This is a genomic window from Pseudomonas tumuqii (assembly GCF_013184545.1).
GTDB classification, from domain to species: domain Bacteria; phylum Pseudomonadota; class Gammaproteobacteria; order Pseudomonadales; family Pseudomonadaceae; genus Aquipseudomonas; species Aquipseudomonas tumuqii.
Genome location: NZ_JAAOJA010000002.1, coordinates 18,493 through 34,737 on the forward strand (window position 1 = coordinate 18,493; position 16,245 = coordinate 34,737).

The 16,245-nt window shown below is 64.1% G+C and carries 12 protein-coding genes and 1 pseudogene; 12 read left to right on the forward strand and 1 reads right to left on the reverse strand.

Annotation, left to right across the window (positions count from 1 at the left end; genetic code table 11):
• Positions 1 to 125: 125 nt before the first annotated feature.
• From G9C89_RS03975 to G9C89_RS04025, 12 genes and pseudogenes are all read left to right on the forward strand, one after another.
• Positions 126 to 416: a GYD domain-containing protein gene (locus G9C89_RS03975; protein ID WP_172144957.1), complete on the forward strand. Its 291-nt coding sequence runs from the start codon at positions 126 to 128 to the stop codon at positions 414 to 416.
• Between the two features lie 447 nt (positions 417 to 863).
• A complete protein-coding gene (locus tag G9C89_RS03980) occupies positions 864 to 1,793 on the forward strand; it encodes a LysR substrate-binding domain-containing protein (RefSeq protein WP_172144960.1) in 930 nt (309 codons plus the stop codon).
• Positions 1,794 to 2,546: 753 nt separating this feature from the next.
• The gene (locus G9C89_RS03985) at positions 2,547 to 3,737 is read left to right on the forward strand and encodes an aromatic ring-hydroxylating oxygenase subunit alpha (RefSeq protein ID WP_172144963.1); all 1,191 of its coding nucleotides are present in this window, start codon (positions 2,547 to 2,549) and stop codon (positions 3,735 to 3,737) included.
• Between the two features lie 10 nt (positions 3,738 to 3,747).
• Entirely contained in the window at positions 3,748 to 5,193 is a 1,446-nt protein-coding gene (locus G9C89_RS03990) for an aldehyde dehydrogenase family protein (RefSeq protein WP_172144966.1), read from the forward strand.
• Positions 5,194 to 5,198: 5 nt separating this feature from the next.
• Positions 5,199 to 5,363, forward strand: a pseudogene (locus G9C89_RS25095) (rubredoxin); the annotation flags it as partial.
• On the forward strand, positions 5,352 to 6,596 hold the full coding sequence (locus G9C89_RS03995) for an FAD-dependent oxidoreductase (RefSeq protein ID WP_256674118.1): 1,245 nt from the start codon (positions 5,352 to 5,354) through the stop codon (positions 6,594 to 6,596). The pseudogene G9C89_RS25095 and the gene G9C89_RS03995, both read left to right, overlap by 12 nt.
• A 191-nt stretch (positions 6,597 to 6,787) precedes the next feature.
• Positions 6,788 to 8,116, forward strand: a complete 1,329-nt coding sequence (locus G9C89_RS04000; RefSeq protein ID WP_172144972.1) for an NAD(P)/FAD-dependent oxidoreductase — start codon at positions 6,788 to 6,790, stop codon at positions 8,114 to 8,116.
• Positions 8,113 to 8,484: an ethanolamine utilization protein EutQ gene (locus tag G9C89_RS04005; protein ID WP_172144975.1), complete on the forward strand. Its 372-nt coding sequence runs from the start codon at positions 8,113 to 8,115 to the stop codon at positions 8,482 to 8,484. The genes G9C89_RS04000 and G9C89_RS04005 overlap by 4 nt, the downstream gene beginning before the upstream one ends.
• A gap of 66 nt (positions 8,485 to 8,550) precedes the next feature.
• A complete protein-coding gene (locus tag G9C89_RS04010; protein ID WP_172144978.1) occupies positions 8,551 to 9,852 on the forward strand; it encodes an MFS transporter in 1,302 nt (433 codons plus the stop codon).
• A gap of 668 nt (positions 9,853 to 10,520) precedes the next feature.
• The gene (locus G9C89_RS04015) at positions 10,521 to 12,152 is read left to right on the forward strand and encodes a BCCT family transporter (RefSeq protein WP_172144981.1); all 1,632 of its coding nucleotides are present in this window, start codon (positions 10,521 to 10,523) and stop codon (positions 12,150 to 12,152) included.
• Between the two features lie 101 nt (positions 12,153 to 12,253).
• Positions 12,254 to 12,406 (forward strand): hypothetical protein, encoded by a 153-nt coding sequence (locus G9C89_RS04020; RefSeq protein ID WP_172144984.1) that lies wholly within the window; start codon positions 12,254 to 12,256, stop codon positions 12,404 to 12,406.
• Between the two features lie 136 nt (positions 12,407 to 12,542).
• Positions 12,543 to 12,764, forward strand: a complete 222-nt coding sequence (locus tag G9C89_RS04025) for a VF530 family protein (protein WP_172144987.1) — start codon at positions 12,543 to 12,545, stop codon at positions 12,762 to 12,764.
• A 243-nt stretch (positions 12,765 to 13,007) separates the two neighbouring features.
• On the opposite strand, the gene G9C89_RS04030 is transcribed toward G9C89_RS04025, so the two are convergent.
• Entirely contained in the window at positions 13,008 to 16,115 is a 3,108-nt protein-coding gene (locus G9C89_RS04030; RefSeq protein WP_172144990.1) for a transglycosylase domain-containing protein, read from the reverse strand.
• Between the last annotated feature and the right edge of the window lie 130 nt (positions 16,116 to 16,245).

Sequence of the window (16,245 nt, forward strand, 5' to 3'; positions counted from 1 at the left end):
TGCTGCGCAAGCTCTCGGGTAATCGATGGTCGGATTCGCGGATTTGGAAGATTGGCGGCCCTCTTCCAGGTAATCGCGGCCGGCTCTGTGACCGCCATTCAGCAACCCTGACAAGGGGTGTAATCATGGCAACCTTCATCTCGCTGGTTAACTTCACCGATCAGGGCATCCGGGCGGTCAAAGACTCACCGGATCGCTTTCAGGCATTCAAGGCATTGGGGGAAAAGCTGGGCATAGAGGTCAAGGCCGTCTACTGGACTGTCGGCAGTTACGACCTGGTGCTGATCGTCGAGGGCGACGAGCAGGCCGCAACCTCCCTGCTGTTGAAAGTAGGCTCGCTCGGCAATACGCGCACGCAGACCCTGCGCGGCTTCTCGGAGCAAGAGATGCGCAAGATCATCGGCAACATGCCTTAGGCCAGTCCCTGCCTGCAGGTTTTGCCGCAGTTGCAGTCGATTCGCTGGTGTTGGAGCGGCCCATCCCCCTGGTGATGGGCCGTTTCTCTGTCGGGGAGTTGTTGCTCGTCGAGTTTGCCGCAGCATGGCTGCACTTCGCTCCTGCATAGCGGCGCTTTGGAGGGGGATGCGTCAGGCCGCGACCCGGGCAAACCAGCCGGATCTCTCTGCGCCCAATGAGCCAGGTCTGGGTATGTTCAACCGAACAAGGTTTGATTGCTGACTGCACCGCTGCCCGCAGGTGTGGCCATCTGCAGCAGGTGCCAGGCTTGCTCGCCGCTGTCGGCTGGCATTGACTGAGCAGAGCCCCGGTTTTATCGGGGAGCATGACAACTTGGCGCTGTGTTTGCCACAAGCATGGTTCTAAACTGCTCGGACATAACTACAACATTGCGTGACCTTGCCTGCATGAAAATCCATCCACTGCCTCCGCTCAACAGCCTGGTGGCATTCGAAGCCGCTGCGCGACACTTGAGTTTTACCCTGGCCGCCCAGGAACTGAACGTCACCCAGGGAGCGATCAGCCGCCAGGTGCGTTTGCTCGAGGATTATCTGGGCAAGACCCTGTTCGAGCGCACCACCCGGGCGATCAACCTGAGCCCAACCGGCAGCCAGTACTACGACACCGTGCGCGATGCGCTCATGCAGGTGGCTCAGGCCACCGGCGAGATTCGTCACTGGCGAGGTGCGCAGCAGGTGACGGTGGCCACCAGCACGGCGATGGCCTCGTTGTGGCTGCTGCCCAAGGTGGCCGAGTTCCAGCGCGATAACGAAGAGATCGACCTGCGTATCATCGCCTATGACCACGTCAAGGAGTTCGCCCGCCTGGATTGTGATCTGGCGCTGTACTACTGCCGCACGCCGCCCAAGGATATTCAGGTCACACCGCTGTTTTCCGAGGAGGTGTTTCCGGTGTGCAGCCCCGACTACCTGGCCAAGTACCCAGAGCTGTATGAACCGCAGCAACTGGCGGCCTGTACCTGGTTGTGGCTGGAGGATCCGCAGCGCGACTGGATCGGCTGGCCAGAGTGGTTTCAGCAGCTTGGACAGAAGGCGCCGGAGCCCAAGCGGCGGATCAATATCAACAGCTATTCGATGCTGATCCAGTCGGCGCTGAGTGGCCAGGGCATTGCCCTGGGCTGGTCGAATCTGGTCGACAACCACCTGCAGAGCGGGGCACTGGTGCGGCCGGTCGAGACCGTGCTGAAAACCGAGGCGAAGTTCTGCCTGCTCGAACCGCACAGCCGCGGCATCGGCCGGCAGAGCGTCCAGCGCTTTCGCAGCTGGTTGCTCGAACAGTTGCCGGCGTCACTTGCCGAGGGGCAAGGCGAGGGTTGAGGGCCGCCCCGTCTTCGCCGCCGCGCTGTCGTGCAGCAAATCGGGTGCGCGGGGTCCCCTGTCCGTAGGAGCGTCATAGCCCATAAAATCGATGGTTCCCACGCTCTGCGTGGTAACCCGGCTTGGGACGCTCTGCGTCCGCCGTACCGAGACGCGGAGCGTCTCTGGCTGCATGCCCACGCGGACGGTTCGACGCCTCGACGTGGGAACGATCAACAATTTGCAGTCGACGGCTATTTTCCGACAGGACTCCGAGTCCTTGTCTCGGCGGCCTCGCCTACGTTTTTCAACGGCATGCCAGGCCCCTGAACAGGCCTGACTGTGCACGCATTGCAATGTCCCCTTTTATTGTCGGTAAGGGTTTTTGTGGTGCAAGCCGGGGCGTGGGGGGCCAGCTGCAGACTCGGCCAATCCGGCCAAAGGCAGTCGCTCAATGCGCAGGTCAGCAGGTGGAACCGTCAGGCTCGGTTGCCCTGTTTCCGGGAACAAAGTGACGGTTCGGGCGACTGTCCAACAAACCATTTATCTTCATGGATTGATGAGTTTTTAGCATTAGCCAGCTGAATGGCTGGGCCAATGGAGAGCTTTTGATCAGCGTGGATGGCGGATCTTTGCTTATGAGAAAAAGTCATTAATTGGTCTGTAAAAATCGTTTGTCGAACAATCCCCCGGTTCTCGAAACTCCCTGCCAACGGACTTTGGCCAGCGCGCCTGCCGATCATCAATCACCGTGCCTTGCAGGGGAGAACAACAATGAACAATTCCATCTCTCAGCGTATTCCTGTGCAACAACTGGAACGCGTACTCAATCCGATCGACCAGGCCACCGGGCTTGGCAACGAGTTCTACACCGAGCAGGGTTACTTCGAGCTGGAGCGCGATCAGGTCATGGGCAAGACCTGGGCTTGCGTCGGTTTCGCCAGCGACCTGGTCAAGAATGGCTCGGTCAAGCCGGTCGACTTCATGGGCCTGCCATTACTGCTGATGCGCAACCGCGAAGGCCTGGTACAGGTGTTCCATAACGTCTGCAGTCACCGCGGCATGAAGCTGGTCCAGGAAGAGGGTGAAGTGCAGGGCGTGATTCGCTGCCCCTACCATTCCTGGACCTATGACCTCAATGGCGGCCTGCGCGGCACCCCGCACGTCGGCGGTATCGACAAGCACAAGGACGAGCGTTTCGCCTGCGAGAAGCACGGCCTGAAAGCCCTGCGCAGTGCGATCTGGATGGACATGGTGTTCGTCAACCTGTCCGGCGACGCCCAGCCTCTGGAAGACATGCTGGCGCCGTTGACTGCGCGCTGGTCGCAGTTCCTCGGCGCCGACGGCATGGGCCTGCTGCGCCGCCGCCCGGGCCACGATGCCACCACCCTGGATATCAACTGCAACTGGAAACTGGCAGTGGAGAACTACTGCGAGGCCTACCACCTGCCGTGGGTGCACCCGAGCCTGAATACCTATTCGCGCCTGGAAGACCACTACAACATCCTCTTCGACGAGCGCTTCGCCGGCCAGGGCAGCTACGCCTACAACCTGTCCGACGTGGCCGGCACCCACCTGCCGAAGTTCCCCAGTTGGCCGCAGGATCGTCTGCGCAACGCCGAATACGTGGCCTTCTTCCCCAACGTGCTGCTCGGCATCCAGGCCGATCACGCCTTCGCCATGCAGCTGGAGCCGGTCGCACCGGGCCGGACCATCGAGCACCTGCGCCTGTTCTACGTCGGCGACGAGGCCCTGGGCGACGAGTACGCCGCCTGCCGCAACGCCATTCTGGAGTCCTGGAAAGTGGTGTTCGCCGAGGACATCAGTTCGGTGGAAGGCATGCAGAAAGGCCGCCATTCGCCGGGTTACAGCGGCGGTGCGTTCTCTCCGGAAATGGACATCCCGACCCACTTCTTCCATCAGTGGGCGGCCCGTCAGCTGCTCGACACCACGCCGTCCGCCTGAGGAGGTTGCCATGTATCCGATTGCCCCCCACTGGCTGAATTACATCGACGGTGAGTGGTGCGACAGCACCCAGCACCTGACGGTGAACAACCCCGGCACCGCCGAGCCGTTGGCGAGTATTGCCCAGGCCAGCATCGCCGATGCCGAGCGCGCCCTGCAGGCGGCGCGCCGCTGTGCCGATGGCGGCGAGCTGAGCCGGGTGCGCCCGGCGCAACGGGTCAGCTGGCTGCTGCGCATCGCCGCAGAGATTCGTGCGCTGGCCGATGAAGGTGCCTGGGTCTTGTGCCAGGAAAACGGCAAGAGCCTGGCCGATGCCAAGGACGAGTTCACCGAGGCGGCGCGCTACTTCGAGTACTACGCCGGCATGGCCGACAAGATCGAAGGCACCTCGATCCCGCTGGGCGACGGTTACATGGACTTCACCGTCTACGACCCGATGGGCGTTTCCGCGCAAATCGTGCCGTGGAACTTCCCGGTGTCGATCTGTGCCCGTTCGCTGGCGCCGGCCCTGGCTGCCGGCAATGCGGTGGTGATCAAGTCGCCGGAACTGTCGCCGCTGGGCATGTGCGTGTTGATCCGCGCCGTCGCCCGGGCCGGTTTGCCGCGAGGCGCGGTCAACCTGATCTGCGGCCGTGGCCGTGAGGTCGGTGCGCATCTGGTGAGCAGCGCCAAGGTCGATCAGATCGTCTTCACCGGTTCGGTGCCGACTGGCCAGTCGATCCTCCGTGATGCCGCCGAACATGCCATCCCCAGCGTGATGGAACTGGGTGGCAAGTCGGCGGCGATCGCTTTCGCCGATGTCGACCGCGAGCAGCTGCTGGCCAGCGTCAAGGGCGGCATCTTCTTCAATGCGGGCCAGGTGTGCTCGGCCATGTCGCGGTTGCTGGTGCAGCGTGAAATCTACGAAGAAATCGTCCAGTCCGTGGTCGCGTTGGCCGAAGGGCTCAGCGTCGGCCTTGGCCAGGACAACCCAGACCTCACTCCGGTGGTCAGCGCCGGGCAACTGGCCGGCATCGAAACCTTGTGTCGGCGCGCAATCGATGAAGGTGCGGTAGCGGCCACCGGTGGTGAGGCCTTCAGCGACCGTGCCGGGCACTTCATGCGCCCGACCGTGTTTCGCGATGTCAGCCCCGAGATGTGCATCGCCCAAGTCGAGGTATTCGGCCCGGTGCTGGCGGTGATTCCCTTCGATAGCGAGGAGGAGGCCATCGCCATCGCCAACGGCACCGACTTCGGTCTGGTGGCCGGGGTCTTCACCCAGGACATCAGCCGCGCCATGCGCTGCGCCCGGCGCCTCAAGGCTGGCCAGGTGTTCGTCAACGAGTGGTATGCCGGCGGCATCGAAACCCCGTTCGGCGGCGTCGGCCTGTCCGGCTTCGGTCGCGAGAAGGGCCAGGAAGCCTTGTACAGCTACGTGCGTACCAAGAACGTGGCGATCCGCGTAGCAGGGGAGTAAGCGACATGTTCAAGACCTGGCTCTGTGTGGTGTGCGGTTTGATCTACGACGAGGCCCTCGGTTGGCCGGCCGACGGCATCGTCGCCGGCACCCGCTGGGACGATGTGCCCGAGGACTGGAAGTGCCCCGAGTGCGGGGTCGGCAAGGACGATTTCGAGATGCTCGATATCAGCCCGGTGGTTGCGGCAGTGGCCAGTGAACCGCTACCGCTGCCGTCGGTGGCTGCGCCTGTGCAGGCGGCGCAGGTGCGCCAGCCAATCGTGATCATCGGCAGCGGTTACGCCGGTTACGGCCTGGCCCAGGCCTTGCGCCGGGCCGACCCGCAGGTCGAGATCCGCGTGCTGACCCGCGAATCCGGTCACCTGTATTCCAAACCGGCGCTGTCCATCGGCTTGGCGCAGGGCAAGAGCGCCGCGCTGCTGTCGGGCGAGTCGGCCCTGGCGATCGAGCAGCGCCTGAATATTCGCGTCTACCCGTATTGCACGGTCGAACGTATCGACAGCGGCGCCCGGCGCCTCTACACCAACATCGGTGAGATGGACTACGGCCAGTTGGTGCTGGCCAGCGGTGCCGCGCCGATTCGTCTGCCGATCGAGGGCGATACGGCGGCGCTGCTCAGCGTCAACAACCTGCACGATTACCGCAGCTTTCGTGAGCGCCTGATCGGCGTGCGTCGGGTGGCGATCCTCGGTGATGGCCTGATCGGCTGCGAGTTCGCCAACGACCTGGCCGGCAGCGGTTTTTCCGTCAGCGTTATCGGCCTCGGCCAGTGGCCGATGGAACGCCTGCTGCCGGTCGAGGCCGGCCGGCAGGTGCAGGCGGCCCTAGGCGAGCTGGGTGTTAGCTGGCATTTGCAGAACACCCTGCAGCGTATCGAGTCGGTCGAGCAGGGCTATCGCCTGATCCTCGCCGACGGTCAGTGCCTGGAGGCCGACCTGGTGCTCTCCGCCGTTGGCCTGCGTCCCAACCTGAGCCTGGCCGAGACGGCCGGCGCCTCCGTGGGACGGGGCATCCAGGTGGACGCCCAGTTGCAGTGCTCGCAGCCGGGGATCTACGCCCTGGGCGATTGCATCGAGATCGACGGCCAGCTGTTGCCCTACCTGGCGCCGATCAACCGGGGCATCCAGGCCCTGTGCAAGACCCTGCTCGGCCAGCCGACGGCGGTCAGCTATCCGCTGATGCCGGTGACGGTAAAGACCCCGGCGGCGCCGCTGTGCCTGCTGCCGCCGGCCGTCGGTGTAACCGGGGGATGGCGCTGCACGGCTACCGACGATGGTCTGAGCGCCGGTTTCTACGATGCCGAGGGGGCGCTGCATGGCTTCGTCCTGCTCGGTCGCCACGCCCAACAGCAGCGCAATGCCTGGCTGCAATCCTGTCAGAACGCGCAACGGGCCGTGGCCTGAGAGGCTGTGAAAAATCGCTTGCCTACTGCGGCCGTCGCCGGGCGGCTGCAACTGCGTTGCGCTACGCAAAAACGTCGGTCATTTGGCTCGCCAAACTCCCTCGTTTTCACGTAGCGCGCCTTGTTTCGCTCACCCGACGGCGTCCTCGCGACGGCCTTCGGTTTTTTCACAGCCTCTGAGGGCAAAAAAACATGAGCAAGAAAATAAACCTGCCCTATGACGACGCCAGCTGCGGCTGGTACGCCGCCCTGCCCGAACAACCGGTCTGCACCCGCTTGCAGGGCGAACAGCGCGCCGATTACGCGGTGATCGGTGCCGGTTTCGCCGGGCTGGCCGCCGCCCGCCGGCTGGCCGAGCATCATCCACAGGCGCGCATCCTGCTGGTCGACGCCCAGCGCGTCGGTTACGGCGCGTCGGGGCGCAACTCCGGCTTCGTCATCGACCTGCCGCACAAGTTTGCCCTGGAACACCCGGACCCGGCGCACAAGCAGCGCCTGCTCGGCCTCAATCGCGCCGCCATCGATCAGTTGCAGGGGCTGATCCAGCGCCACGGCATCGATTGCCAGTGGTCCCACGCCGGCAAGTACCAGGGTGCCGTTGGCCCGCGCGGGCTGGCCTATCTGGAGCATTTCGAACATCTGCTCAAGGGCCTCGGCGAGCCCTTCCACTGGGTCGAGCGCGACGAGCTGGCGCGGGTAGTTGGCAGCCAGCACTACAGTCGGGCGATCTACACCCCGGGCTGCTACCTGATGCAGCCGGCGGCACTGGTCACCGGTCTGGGTTGTTCGCTGCCGGGCAACGTCGAGTTGCTCGAGGAGTCGCCGATCCAGCGCCTGGAGCGCGACGGTCAGGGTGGCTGGATCTTGCACGGCAATAACGGCCGTATCCGCACGCCGCAGCTGCTGCTCGGCACCAGCATCTTCACCCAGGAGTTCGGCTACCTGCGCAACCGCCTGCTGCCGGTGATGACCTTCGCCAGCTGGACCCGGCCCTTGAGCGATGCCGAGTTGGCGGCTTATGGCGGCGAGCTGGATTGGGGCCTGACCCCGGCCGACCATGCCGGCACCACGGTGCGCATGACCCAGGACCGCCGGCTGATCATCCGCAACACCTACAAGCACGTGCCCAAGTACGGCAAGAGCAGCAGCGAGGCCATGCGTGCCAGTGTCCGCGAGGATCACCGCAAGGCCTTCCTGGCGCGCTTCCCACAGCTGGCCAACGTCCCGTTCAGCCATACCTGGGGCGGGGTGTACGCCATCTCGCGCAACTTCACCAACTTCTTCGGCGAGCTGGAGCAGGGCGTCTATGCCTCGGCCTGCGACAACGGCGTCGGCGCGGCCTGGGGCACCATTTCCGGCACCCTGCTGGCCGACCTGGCGGTGGGCGCCGATTCGCCGCAGTTGCGCGACATCCAGGCGGTCACCGGCATGCCCTCGTTGAACCCGCCGGAACCCTTGCTCGGCCTCGGCGTGCGCTCGCGCATTCGCCTGGCGGCCTGGAACAGTCGGAGCGAGCTATGAGCCAGGTCGTTTCCGGGAAAGGCCCGGTGCTGCTGGTCGATCACCATGACCTGGAGTTCGTTGCGCGCGGCGGCCCACCCGGCGCCGCCTATGTGGCCCGCGCCATCAGCAACGAGGTGTCGCCGAATATCGGCATCGGTTTCGCCCGCTGGGAGGGCGCCGAGGTGGCCTGGACCCTGCTGTATGACGAGGTGATCTTCGTCATCGAAGGCTGCTTCGAACTACGAGCCAACGGCGAGCTGTACCGGGTCGAACCGGGCCAGCTGCTGTGGCTTCCCGAGGGTACCGAGCTGGTCTACGGCGGTCATGCGCTGTTCGGCTACGTGGTTCATCCGGGCGACTGGAAGCAACGTCACGGCTTGGCCTGATCGTTCTGCCGCCGCATTCCCTGTTCGGGAGCGGCGGCTTTGTTCATTCTGGCCAAGGAGCCAAGCATGTTGGGACTGACCCGGACCTTCGGCGCCCTGTACCTGGCCAGCCTGCTGATGCAGCTCGGCTCGACCCTGCTGATGACCTACCTGGCGTTGCGCCTGACGGCGGACGGCGTCGCCGAGTTCTGGGGCGGCGCGCTGATGGCGGCCAACGCCCTGGGCATGGTGGCCGGCGGCAAGGTCGGCCATGTGCTGATCGACCGGGTCGGCCATATCCGCACCTATGTCGCCTGCGCCGGGGTGATTTCCGCCGCGGTACTGGCCCACGAATTCAGCAGTGCCTTGCCGCTCTGGCTGCTGCTGCGTGCGCTGGTCGGTGTGGCCATGATGTGCCAGTTGATGGTGCTGGAAAGCTGGCTCAACGACCGCGCCCAGAGCGACCAACGGGGCAAGGTGCTGGGCATCTACATGGTCGCGGTCTATGTCGGCATGATGCTCGGCCAGCTGGCCCTGAGCCTCAACGGCGACCTGGGTATCCACGCCTTGCTCGGTGTGGCCATGGCCTTCGCCCTGTGCCTGGTGCCGGTGGCGCTGACCGGCAGCATGCACCCGGCCGCGCTGCGCCCGGCACCTATCGATATCCGCCTGTTCCTGCGGCGGGTGCCGCAGTCGCTGGTGACCATTCTGATCTCGGGCATGATCAACGGCGGCTTCTATGGGCTGGCCTCGATCTACGCCAGTCAGCAGGGCCTGGGTACGGTCGAGATCGGCCAGTTCATGGCGTTGGCCATCGCCGCCGGCCTGCTCGCCCAGTTGCCGCTGGGCTGGCTGTCCGACCGTCTGCCACGAGCCAGCCTGATCCGCGGCGTGGCCGTGCTGTTGGTCCTCGCCTGCCTGCCGTTGGCGTTCTACCAGGACTTGTCGTTCGGCCCCTTGCTGCTGTTCGGCGCCGGCATCGGCTTCCTGCAGTTCTGCCTGTATCCGCTGGGCGTGGCTCTGGCCAACGACAATATCGAGGCCGAGCTGCGGGTGTCGCTGGCCGGCCTGTTGCTGGTGGCATTCGGCATCGGCGCCTGCATCGGCCCGCTGCTGGCCGGTGCGCTGATGGAGCAGTTCGGCGCCTCGAGCCTGTACGGCTTTTTCGCCGTCTGCGCCGCAGTGTTGGCCCTGGCTGTCGGTCAGGGCAAGGTCACCGGCGAGCACTTGCAGGTGGATGCACCACTGCATCACCAGGCCACGCCCAACGGCCTGGCCAGTTCGACTCTGGCGGCAGTGATCGAACCCGTGGCGCAAGCGCAACCGGGCACGGCATCCGCGATGCCCGAACCAGTCTCGCTGGGAAGCACAAGCGCCACGCGGCTCTGACCCGTCATCATCAACAGGAAGCCCGCTCATGTTCGACAATAAAAACCAATACCCGGCGACCCCTAATCCGCTATGCCACCGATACCTCGAACATGCAGGTGTGGACCCTGCACAACTTCGCCCGTTACGCCCTGGTGTTCGCCGGCGGGCCAGTGATCCTCTACGAGTTCCACAATGGCGAGCACCTGCATCAAGCTGGAGCAGCATGCATTGATCACTGCCGATGGCTGTCAGGCGTTATCGACGTTTCCCCGACAACGCGATTGGTTGGACTGACGCTATGGCGCAGATGAGCCTGCGCATGACGCCCTGAGGATGGTTGGCGGTTATTGCGTGACTCTATAGTCGGCCGCGAAGAAATAGTGGCCTGGTCAGGCCTTTCAAACGAGTTGCCCGCGTCTGCGCAGTTCGACCGTGGCGCTGTCGATTCGGCCGTGTTTTTGCGGTTTATGAATGCGGGCAAAGCCCCGGGATTGCTGACGTCCAGTCGTTTCTATTGATGATAAAAACTCACCAATCAGCGCGGTAAAAATGATGTGTCAAAAGTGCCCATCCAGCCAATCATTGCAGCGTGAAAATCGCTGTGGGAGGAAAAACGACACCGTTGAACGGCTCATCGCTGAGCCCTGCGTGCATACAGACATAACAATAACAGTGGAGAACATGACATGAGTAATTCGGCTGGGTTATGGCGCGGCGTCGATGCGCGGATAACCATCGTATCGACTGTATTGATCGCCTCGTTCGTGGCCTTTTGTGCGCTATTGGGCGACCAGGCGGGTGTGGTCTTTTCTGAACTTTCCACCGCCATACTGCTGAACTTCAAATGGTTCTATCTGGTCATGGCCTCGGGTGTGCTGGTCTATCTGCTGTATTTGATGGTCAGCCGCTTCGGCAATATCACCCTCGGCCGCGATGGCGAGCAGCCCGAGTTCAGCACTATCTCCTGGCTGTCCATGTTGTTCAGTGCCGGCATGGGTATCGGCCTGCTGTTCTGGTCGGTGGCCGAGCCGATGTGGCACTACGCCGGCAACCCGTTCAGCGCCACCACGCTGAGCGCCGAGTCGGCCGAGACGGCGATGCGCGTGACCTTCTTCCACTGGGGCATGCACGCTTGGGCGTTGTACCTGATGCCCGCCCTGTGCCTGGCCTATTTCTCCTTTCGCAAGGGCAAGCCGCTGAGCATCCGTTCGACCCTGACCCCGCTGTTCGGCGAGGCGCGCATGCAGGGCTGGCTGGGCGCCTTTTTCGACATCCTGATCGTGGTGGTGACCGCCTTCGGCATCGCCACCTCCTTCGGTCTGGGTGTCGAGCAGATGAGTACCGGGATCAAGATGCTGACCGGTTTCGAACTGGGTATCGGCTTGAAGATGCTGCTGATTCTGGGCATTTCCCTGATCGCCATCATGTCGGTGGTATCCGGGGTGGATCGCGGGATCAAGCTGCTGTCGTTGTGGAACATGGCGTTGTCGCTGCTAATCCTGGCCGCGGTCATGGCGTTCGGCCCGACCCGTTACATCCTCAACACCATCCTCGAAGGTACCTCCGGCTATGCGCAAAGCGTGATCGGCATGAGCCTGTGGAGCGACACTCAGCAGGACGCCGGCTGGCAGAACTGGTGGACCGCCTTCTACTGGGCCTGGTGGCTGACCTGGTCGCCCTTCGTCGGCACCTTCATCGCGCGTATTTCCCGTGGCCGCACCATTCGCCAGTTGGTGATGGGCTCGCTGATCATCCCGGTGTTGTTCAGCTTCGTCTGGATCGGCACCTTCGGTGGCGCCGCGCTGAACTATGAGAAGGCCGACCGGGTCAGCCATCAGGAACAGGTGCAGAGCCAGGGCTTGCAAGGCGAGGCGGCCGAGTTCACCGGCGGCGCCATCCTGCTGGCGACCAAGGCCGATGCCACCAACTCGCTGTTCACCCTGTTCGACAAGATCGAGCAGTCCTCGGGGCTCGCCATCGGCAACCTGCTCAGCGCGCTGGCCTCGTTGCTGATCGTGACGTATTTCGTGACCTCGGCGGACTCCGGCACCCTGGTGATCAGCACCTTGGCCGCCCGTGGCAGCCTCCATCCGCCGACCGCCAGTCGAGTGGCCTGGGGCCTGATGGTCGGTGCCATCGCTGCCGCCCTGTTGTGGACCGGCGGGTTGAAGAGTGTGCAGACGGCGACTATCTGCGCGGCCTTGCCGATCGGCGTGATCCTGGTGTTGATGGGGATTGCCCTGCATCGCACGCTGCTTGGCGACCCCGCTGCCAGCTTGCGCAGCAGCGCCGAGGCGTTGCAGCCTTCGGTCAACTGAACCACGCCGCTTGAGTAACGAGAAGGCCTGCCGCCCTCCCTGGGGCGGCAGGCCTTCCTGGTTACGTACCAGACAATCGGTGATTGCTCCGGCCGCTGGCCATGCCCAGCGGCAGCATCCATAGCGTGATCAATGAAACGCCGCGCACCAGCCTGTCGTTTCACGTCTATGGCCGCCGTCTCAACCATACCGCCCGCCGTCAGTTCGACCTTGAACACCACCGCGAGCTGCCGTTCATCATCGACGCGCGCTGAGGTTGGCCGAGACCCAGCGAGCCAAGCGGCGCTTTTGCGCTGGAGCTGGCCGGGGAGTCAGGTCAGAATATGTCCCTTCGCGTGCCTCGAGCCTGTCCGCCGGTGCGCCTCGCCCCGCTGTCGACACAGGTTCCGCATGACTCAATCGCCGAAAGACCCGCTGCATGGCGTCACCCTGGAAGCCATCCTCAACGACCTGGTGGCCAAGCTGGGCTGGGATGGCCTGGCGGCGCGCATCGATATCCGCTGCTTCAAGAGCGATCCGAGCATCAAGTCCAGCCTGACTTTCCTGCGCAAGACTCCCTGGGCGCGGGAGAAGGTCGAGGCGCTGTATGTCCGCCTGCAGAAGAAGGCCTGACCAGCGCGACAGGACGCACGCCTCCTGTAGGAGCGGCGGGGACGCCCAGTTCCATGGCCGCGATTATCGACTCCCATGCGGAGCGTGGATCGGATCCGTAGATCCTGTGTTGATGCGCAAGCCCCGCAGGACGTAGAAATCGTAGGAGCGGGCCATGCCCGCGATGCTTTTTGCAAACCCGGATGCAATCCGGGGGTGGGTTTTGCAGCCCTTGCAGATGAACAGCGCATCTACGCCCGCTACCTACTTCCAGCTGGCCTGCACAGGTGCCAGCGGGGGGGCGCATTGGCTGTAGCTGCCCGGCTCCAGGTAGGGCGCGAGGATCGGCGCCATGCCTTTGAGCACCTGCACCGGCAAGGCCGAGGTGAAGGTGAATTTCTCCGCGGCGCGCCCGGGCACGAAGGCGGTGAGGGTGCCGTAATGGCGCGGGCCGATGAAGAAGACGAAGGTGGCGGTGCGGTTCATCGCCCGTGAACTGAGCACCTGGCCGCCCCGGCCAACGGTTTCGACCCGGTTGTCGCCGGTGCCGGTCTTGCCGCCGAGGGTCAGCAGGCGGCCGTCGGGCAGGCTGAAGCTGCCCTGCAGGCGCCGTGCGGTGCCACCTTCGACCACTTGCGAGAGCGCGCCACGCAGGGCGGCGGCCACTTCGCTGGGCATCACCCGCTTGCCGTCCAGGGTGTTGCGCGCGACCTGGGTGTCATAGGGCGTGTCGGCGGCGAAGTGCAGGTTGTCGATGCGCACCGTGGGTTGGCGGATGCCGTCGTTCTGGATGATGCCCATCAGTTCCGCCAGCGCCGCCGGGCGGTCGCCGGAACTGCCGATGGCGGTGGCCAGCGACGGCACCAGGTACTCGAAGGGGTAACCGTGTTTCTGCCAGCGGCGGTGGATGTCGAGGAAGGCTTCGACCTCCAGCATGATGCGGATACGGCTGTCGCGGGCGCTCTTGTGCCGGCTGCGGAACAGCCAGCCGTAGACTTCCTGGCGCTGGTCGCGGCTGGCGGCCACGGCGTCGCTGAAGCTGGCCTCGGGTTTTTCCAGCAGGTAACCGAGCAGCCACAGTTCCAGCGGGTGGACGCGGGCGATATAGCCCTGGTCGGGCAGGCTGTAGGCACCAGGGCCGTAGTTCAGGTACAGCTCACGGATACGCTTGTCGCTGAGTTTCTCGCCCGGTACATGGGCGTGCAGGAAGGCGGCGAAGGTCGCCTCGTCGACTTCCGGCATCAGGTAGCGGTGCACGGCGGCGAGGCGTACCGAGGTGTGGCGCAGACCGCCGAGGAAAGTGTCGAGGCGTTGTTGCGCTGGCTGGCCCTGGTATTTGCGCCAGAAACGCAGGAGGAAGGTCGTGCCTTCGCGGTCGGCGAAGCGGCTGAGGTAGGCCTGGCGCCGCGGATCCTTGTCGTCCTTCATCAATTCGGCGCTGTTGCCCGGCGCCTGGTAGGTGCTGTAGCGCACCAGGTCGCGCATCAGGCGGATGAACGGCAGGTTGATCGATTCGCGCAGGGCATCGCGCAGGGTCGGGATGCGGCCGTTGTCTTCGCGGCGGAAGTTGGCGAAGGTGTGCAGGCCGCCACCGGTGAAGAAGCGTTCGTACGGGCTGGCGGAATACTTGCGTTCCAGCGCGGCCTCGAGCATGGCCGGCAAGCTGGCGCCGGGGTCGCGGCTCAGGTAGTCGATGGCCCAGCGGGTCAGATAGTCCTGCTCGGCAACCTCCACGGCGCGCAGCTCGGTAGCGCTTTGTCCGGCATGGCGCTGGTGCAATTCGGCGATGACTTCCAGGTAGGTGGCCAGCACCCGCAGTTTGGCGGTGGAGCCGAGTTCCAGCTTGCTGCCTTCGTTGATGTCGAAGGGCTGGTCGGTGTTGTCGGTCTGCACGCGCACCCGGCTGCCATTGGCCGTGCGTTCGAACAGGGTGAAGCTGTAGCGCACTTCGGCGGTTTTTTCGGCAGACAGCAAGCGCTCACCGAACAGGCCGATCTGCTCGGCAAAGGCAGGGTCGGCGAGTTGCTCCAGGTAGCCGCTGACCGCCTGTTGTAGTTCGTTGTTGAGGGTGGTGCTGGCGGAGAGATCCAGACGGTCGAGGTCATACAGCGGCATGTTGAGCAGGTTGGAGAGGCGCGTGCGGGCCACGCTGATGCCCTTGTTGCCGTCCACCGTTTGCAGGTTCGGTTCCAGCACCCAGTCGCGGTAGCGCAACGGCTGGGCCAGGGCCGCATCGCGTAATGCCGGATCGATCAGGCCGCCACCCGCCAGCAAACGGATATGGCTGTCGACCAGTGCGGCCAGTTCATTCCGGCCCTGGGCCAGGTAATACGAGGGCCGGCGCTGGGCGATCATCATGGCCAGCACCTGGCGCAGGGCCAGGCCGCGTTCGGCATTGCTCGCCTCGGGCGAGCGTTCGGGGTCGAGCAGGCGATTGACCTTGGCGAAGTCGGCACCGAACCAGATGCGCAAGCCGTCGGCCAGGCCATGCACTTCGCCGTGGCCGGGCGCGGCGGAGAGCGGCACGCTGTTGAGGTAGTCGCGCACGACGTTTTCCCGCACCGCCTGGGTTTGTGCGCCGCTTTGGTAGGCGCGCACACTGGCCGAGACCATCTGCCGCAGTTTTTCCTTGGCCGAGTGGGTCAGGCCGTCCGGCGAGTGGCGGTATTTCTCCAATTGGGTGGCCAGGGTGCTGCCGCCTGCGGATTGATCCTGCACGTCGAGCACCTTGCCGACCTGCGAGATGGCCGCCATGGCGAAGCGCGGCCAGTCCACCGCTGGGTTGGCCAGGGGCTGTTCGGGGTCGAGCAGGTGGCGGTTCTCGATGAACAGCAGGCTGCCGACCACCAGCGGCGGGATGGCGCTGAAGCTCGGGTAGCGCTGCTGCGGGTAGCGAAACTCGTAGAAGGGCGTACCGCGGCAGTCGCTGATGCTCAGGCCGGTCTGGATTTTTTCCGGATAGGGGGTAAAAAAGCCGCGCTGCGTGTAGTCGAGCAACGCCGGGGAGAACTGTGCCTGTTGGGTAATCTGGAAGTCGCGCTGCTGCAGGCGCTCCAGCATCAGCGGCAGGTAGACGTACCCCAGGCGTTTATCGAAGGGGCCGTCCTGTGGGTAGACGATCGCCGGGCTGGGGCCGGGCTGCACGCGGTAGCTCAGGCTATTGCTGTAGCGGCTGAGGTAGTGGGCCTGGAAATGCGCGGTACGTATCTCGAAAACGACCAGCAGCGCCGCCGCCACTACCAGCAATGCCAGCAGCAGCCAGACGGCGATGCGCAGCTTGCTCGCGTGTTTTACCGGCTTCAGGTAGAAGGCCGGTTTGTCGTTCGTCGGAAGCGCCTTCTCTGGCGCGTCGGATTTCCATAGTACGCCCATAATTGCTTGGTCCGACCTCAAGTAGCCCTTTCACAACAGCTTAGTCACTGCTTGTTGAGTTAGACGCTGTTGCTATTTGCAAAGTCAAAAAATATTCCAATAGTGCCTTATTCCCCCAACGGCGAGCCGC

Bases quoted from the DNA above. Each gene is read 5' to 3' on its own strand.
- G9C89_RS03975 (WP_172144957.1), top strand. From the start codon at position 126: ATGGCAACCTTCATCTCGCTGGTTAACTTCACCGATCAGGGCATCCGG.
- G9C89_RS03980 (WP_172144960.1), top strand. From the start codon at position 864: ATGAAAATCCATCCACTGCCTCCGCTCAACAGCCTGGTGGCATTCGAA.
- G9C89_RS03985 (WP_172144963.1), top strand. From the start codon at position 2,547: ATGAACAATTCCATCTCTCAGCGTATTCCTGTGCAACAACTGGAACGC.
- G9C89_RS03990 (WP_172144966.1), top strand. From the start codon at position 3,748: ATGTATCCGATTGCCCCCCACTGGCTGAATTACATCGACGGTGAGTGG.
- G9C89_RS03995 (WP_256674118.1), top strand. From the start codon at position 5,352: ATGCTCGATATCAGCCCGGTGGTTGCGGCAGTGGCCAGTGAACCGCTA.
- G9C89_RS04000 (WP_172144972.1), top strand. From the start codon at position 6,788: ATGAGCAAGAAAATAAACCTGCCCTATGACGACGCCAGCTGCGGCTGG.
- G9C89_RS04005 (WP_172144975.1), top strand. From the start codon at position 8,113: ATGAGCCAGGTCGTTTCCGGGAAAGGCCCGGTGCTGCTGGTCGATCAC.
- G9C89_RS04010 (WP_172144978.1), top strand. From the start codon at position 8,551: ATGTTGGGACTGACCCGGACCTTCGGCGCCCTGTACCTGGCCAGCCTG.
- G9C89_RS04015 (WP_172144981.1), top strand. From the start codon at position 10,521: ATGAGTAATTCGGCTGGGTTATGGCGCGGCGTCGATGCGCGGATAACC.
- G9C89_RS04020 (WP_172144984.1), top strand. From the start codon at position 12,254: ATGCCCAGCGGCAGCATCCATAGCGTGATCAATGAAACGCCGCGCACC.
- G9C89_RS04025 (WP_172144987.1), top strand. From the start codon at position 12,543: ATGACTCAATCGCCGAAAGACCCGCTGCATGGCGTCACCCTGGAAGCC.
- G9C89_RS04030 (WP_172144990.1), bottom strand. From the start codon at position 16,115: ATGGGCGTACTATGGAAATCCGACGCGCCAGAGAAGGCGCTTCCGACG.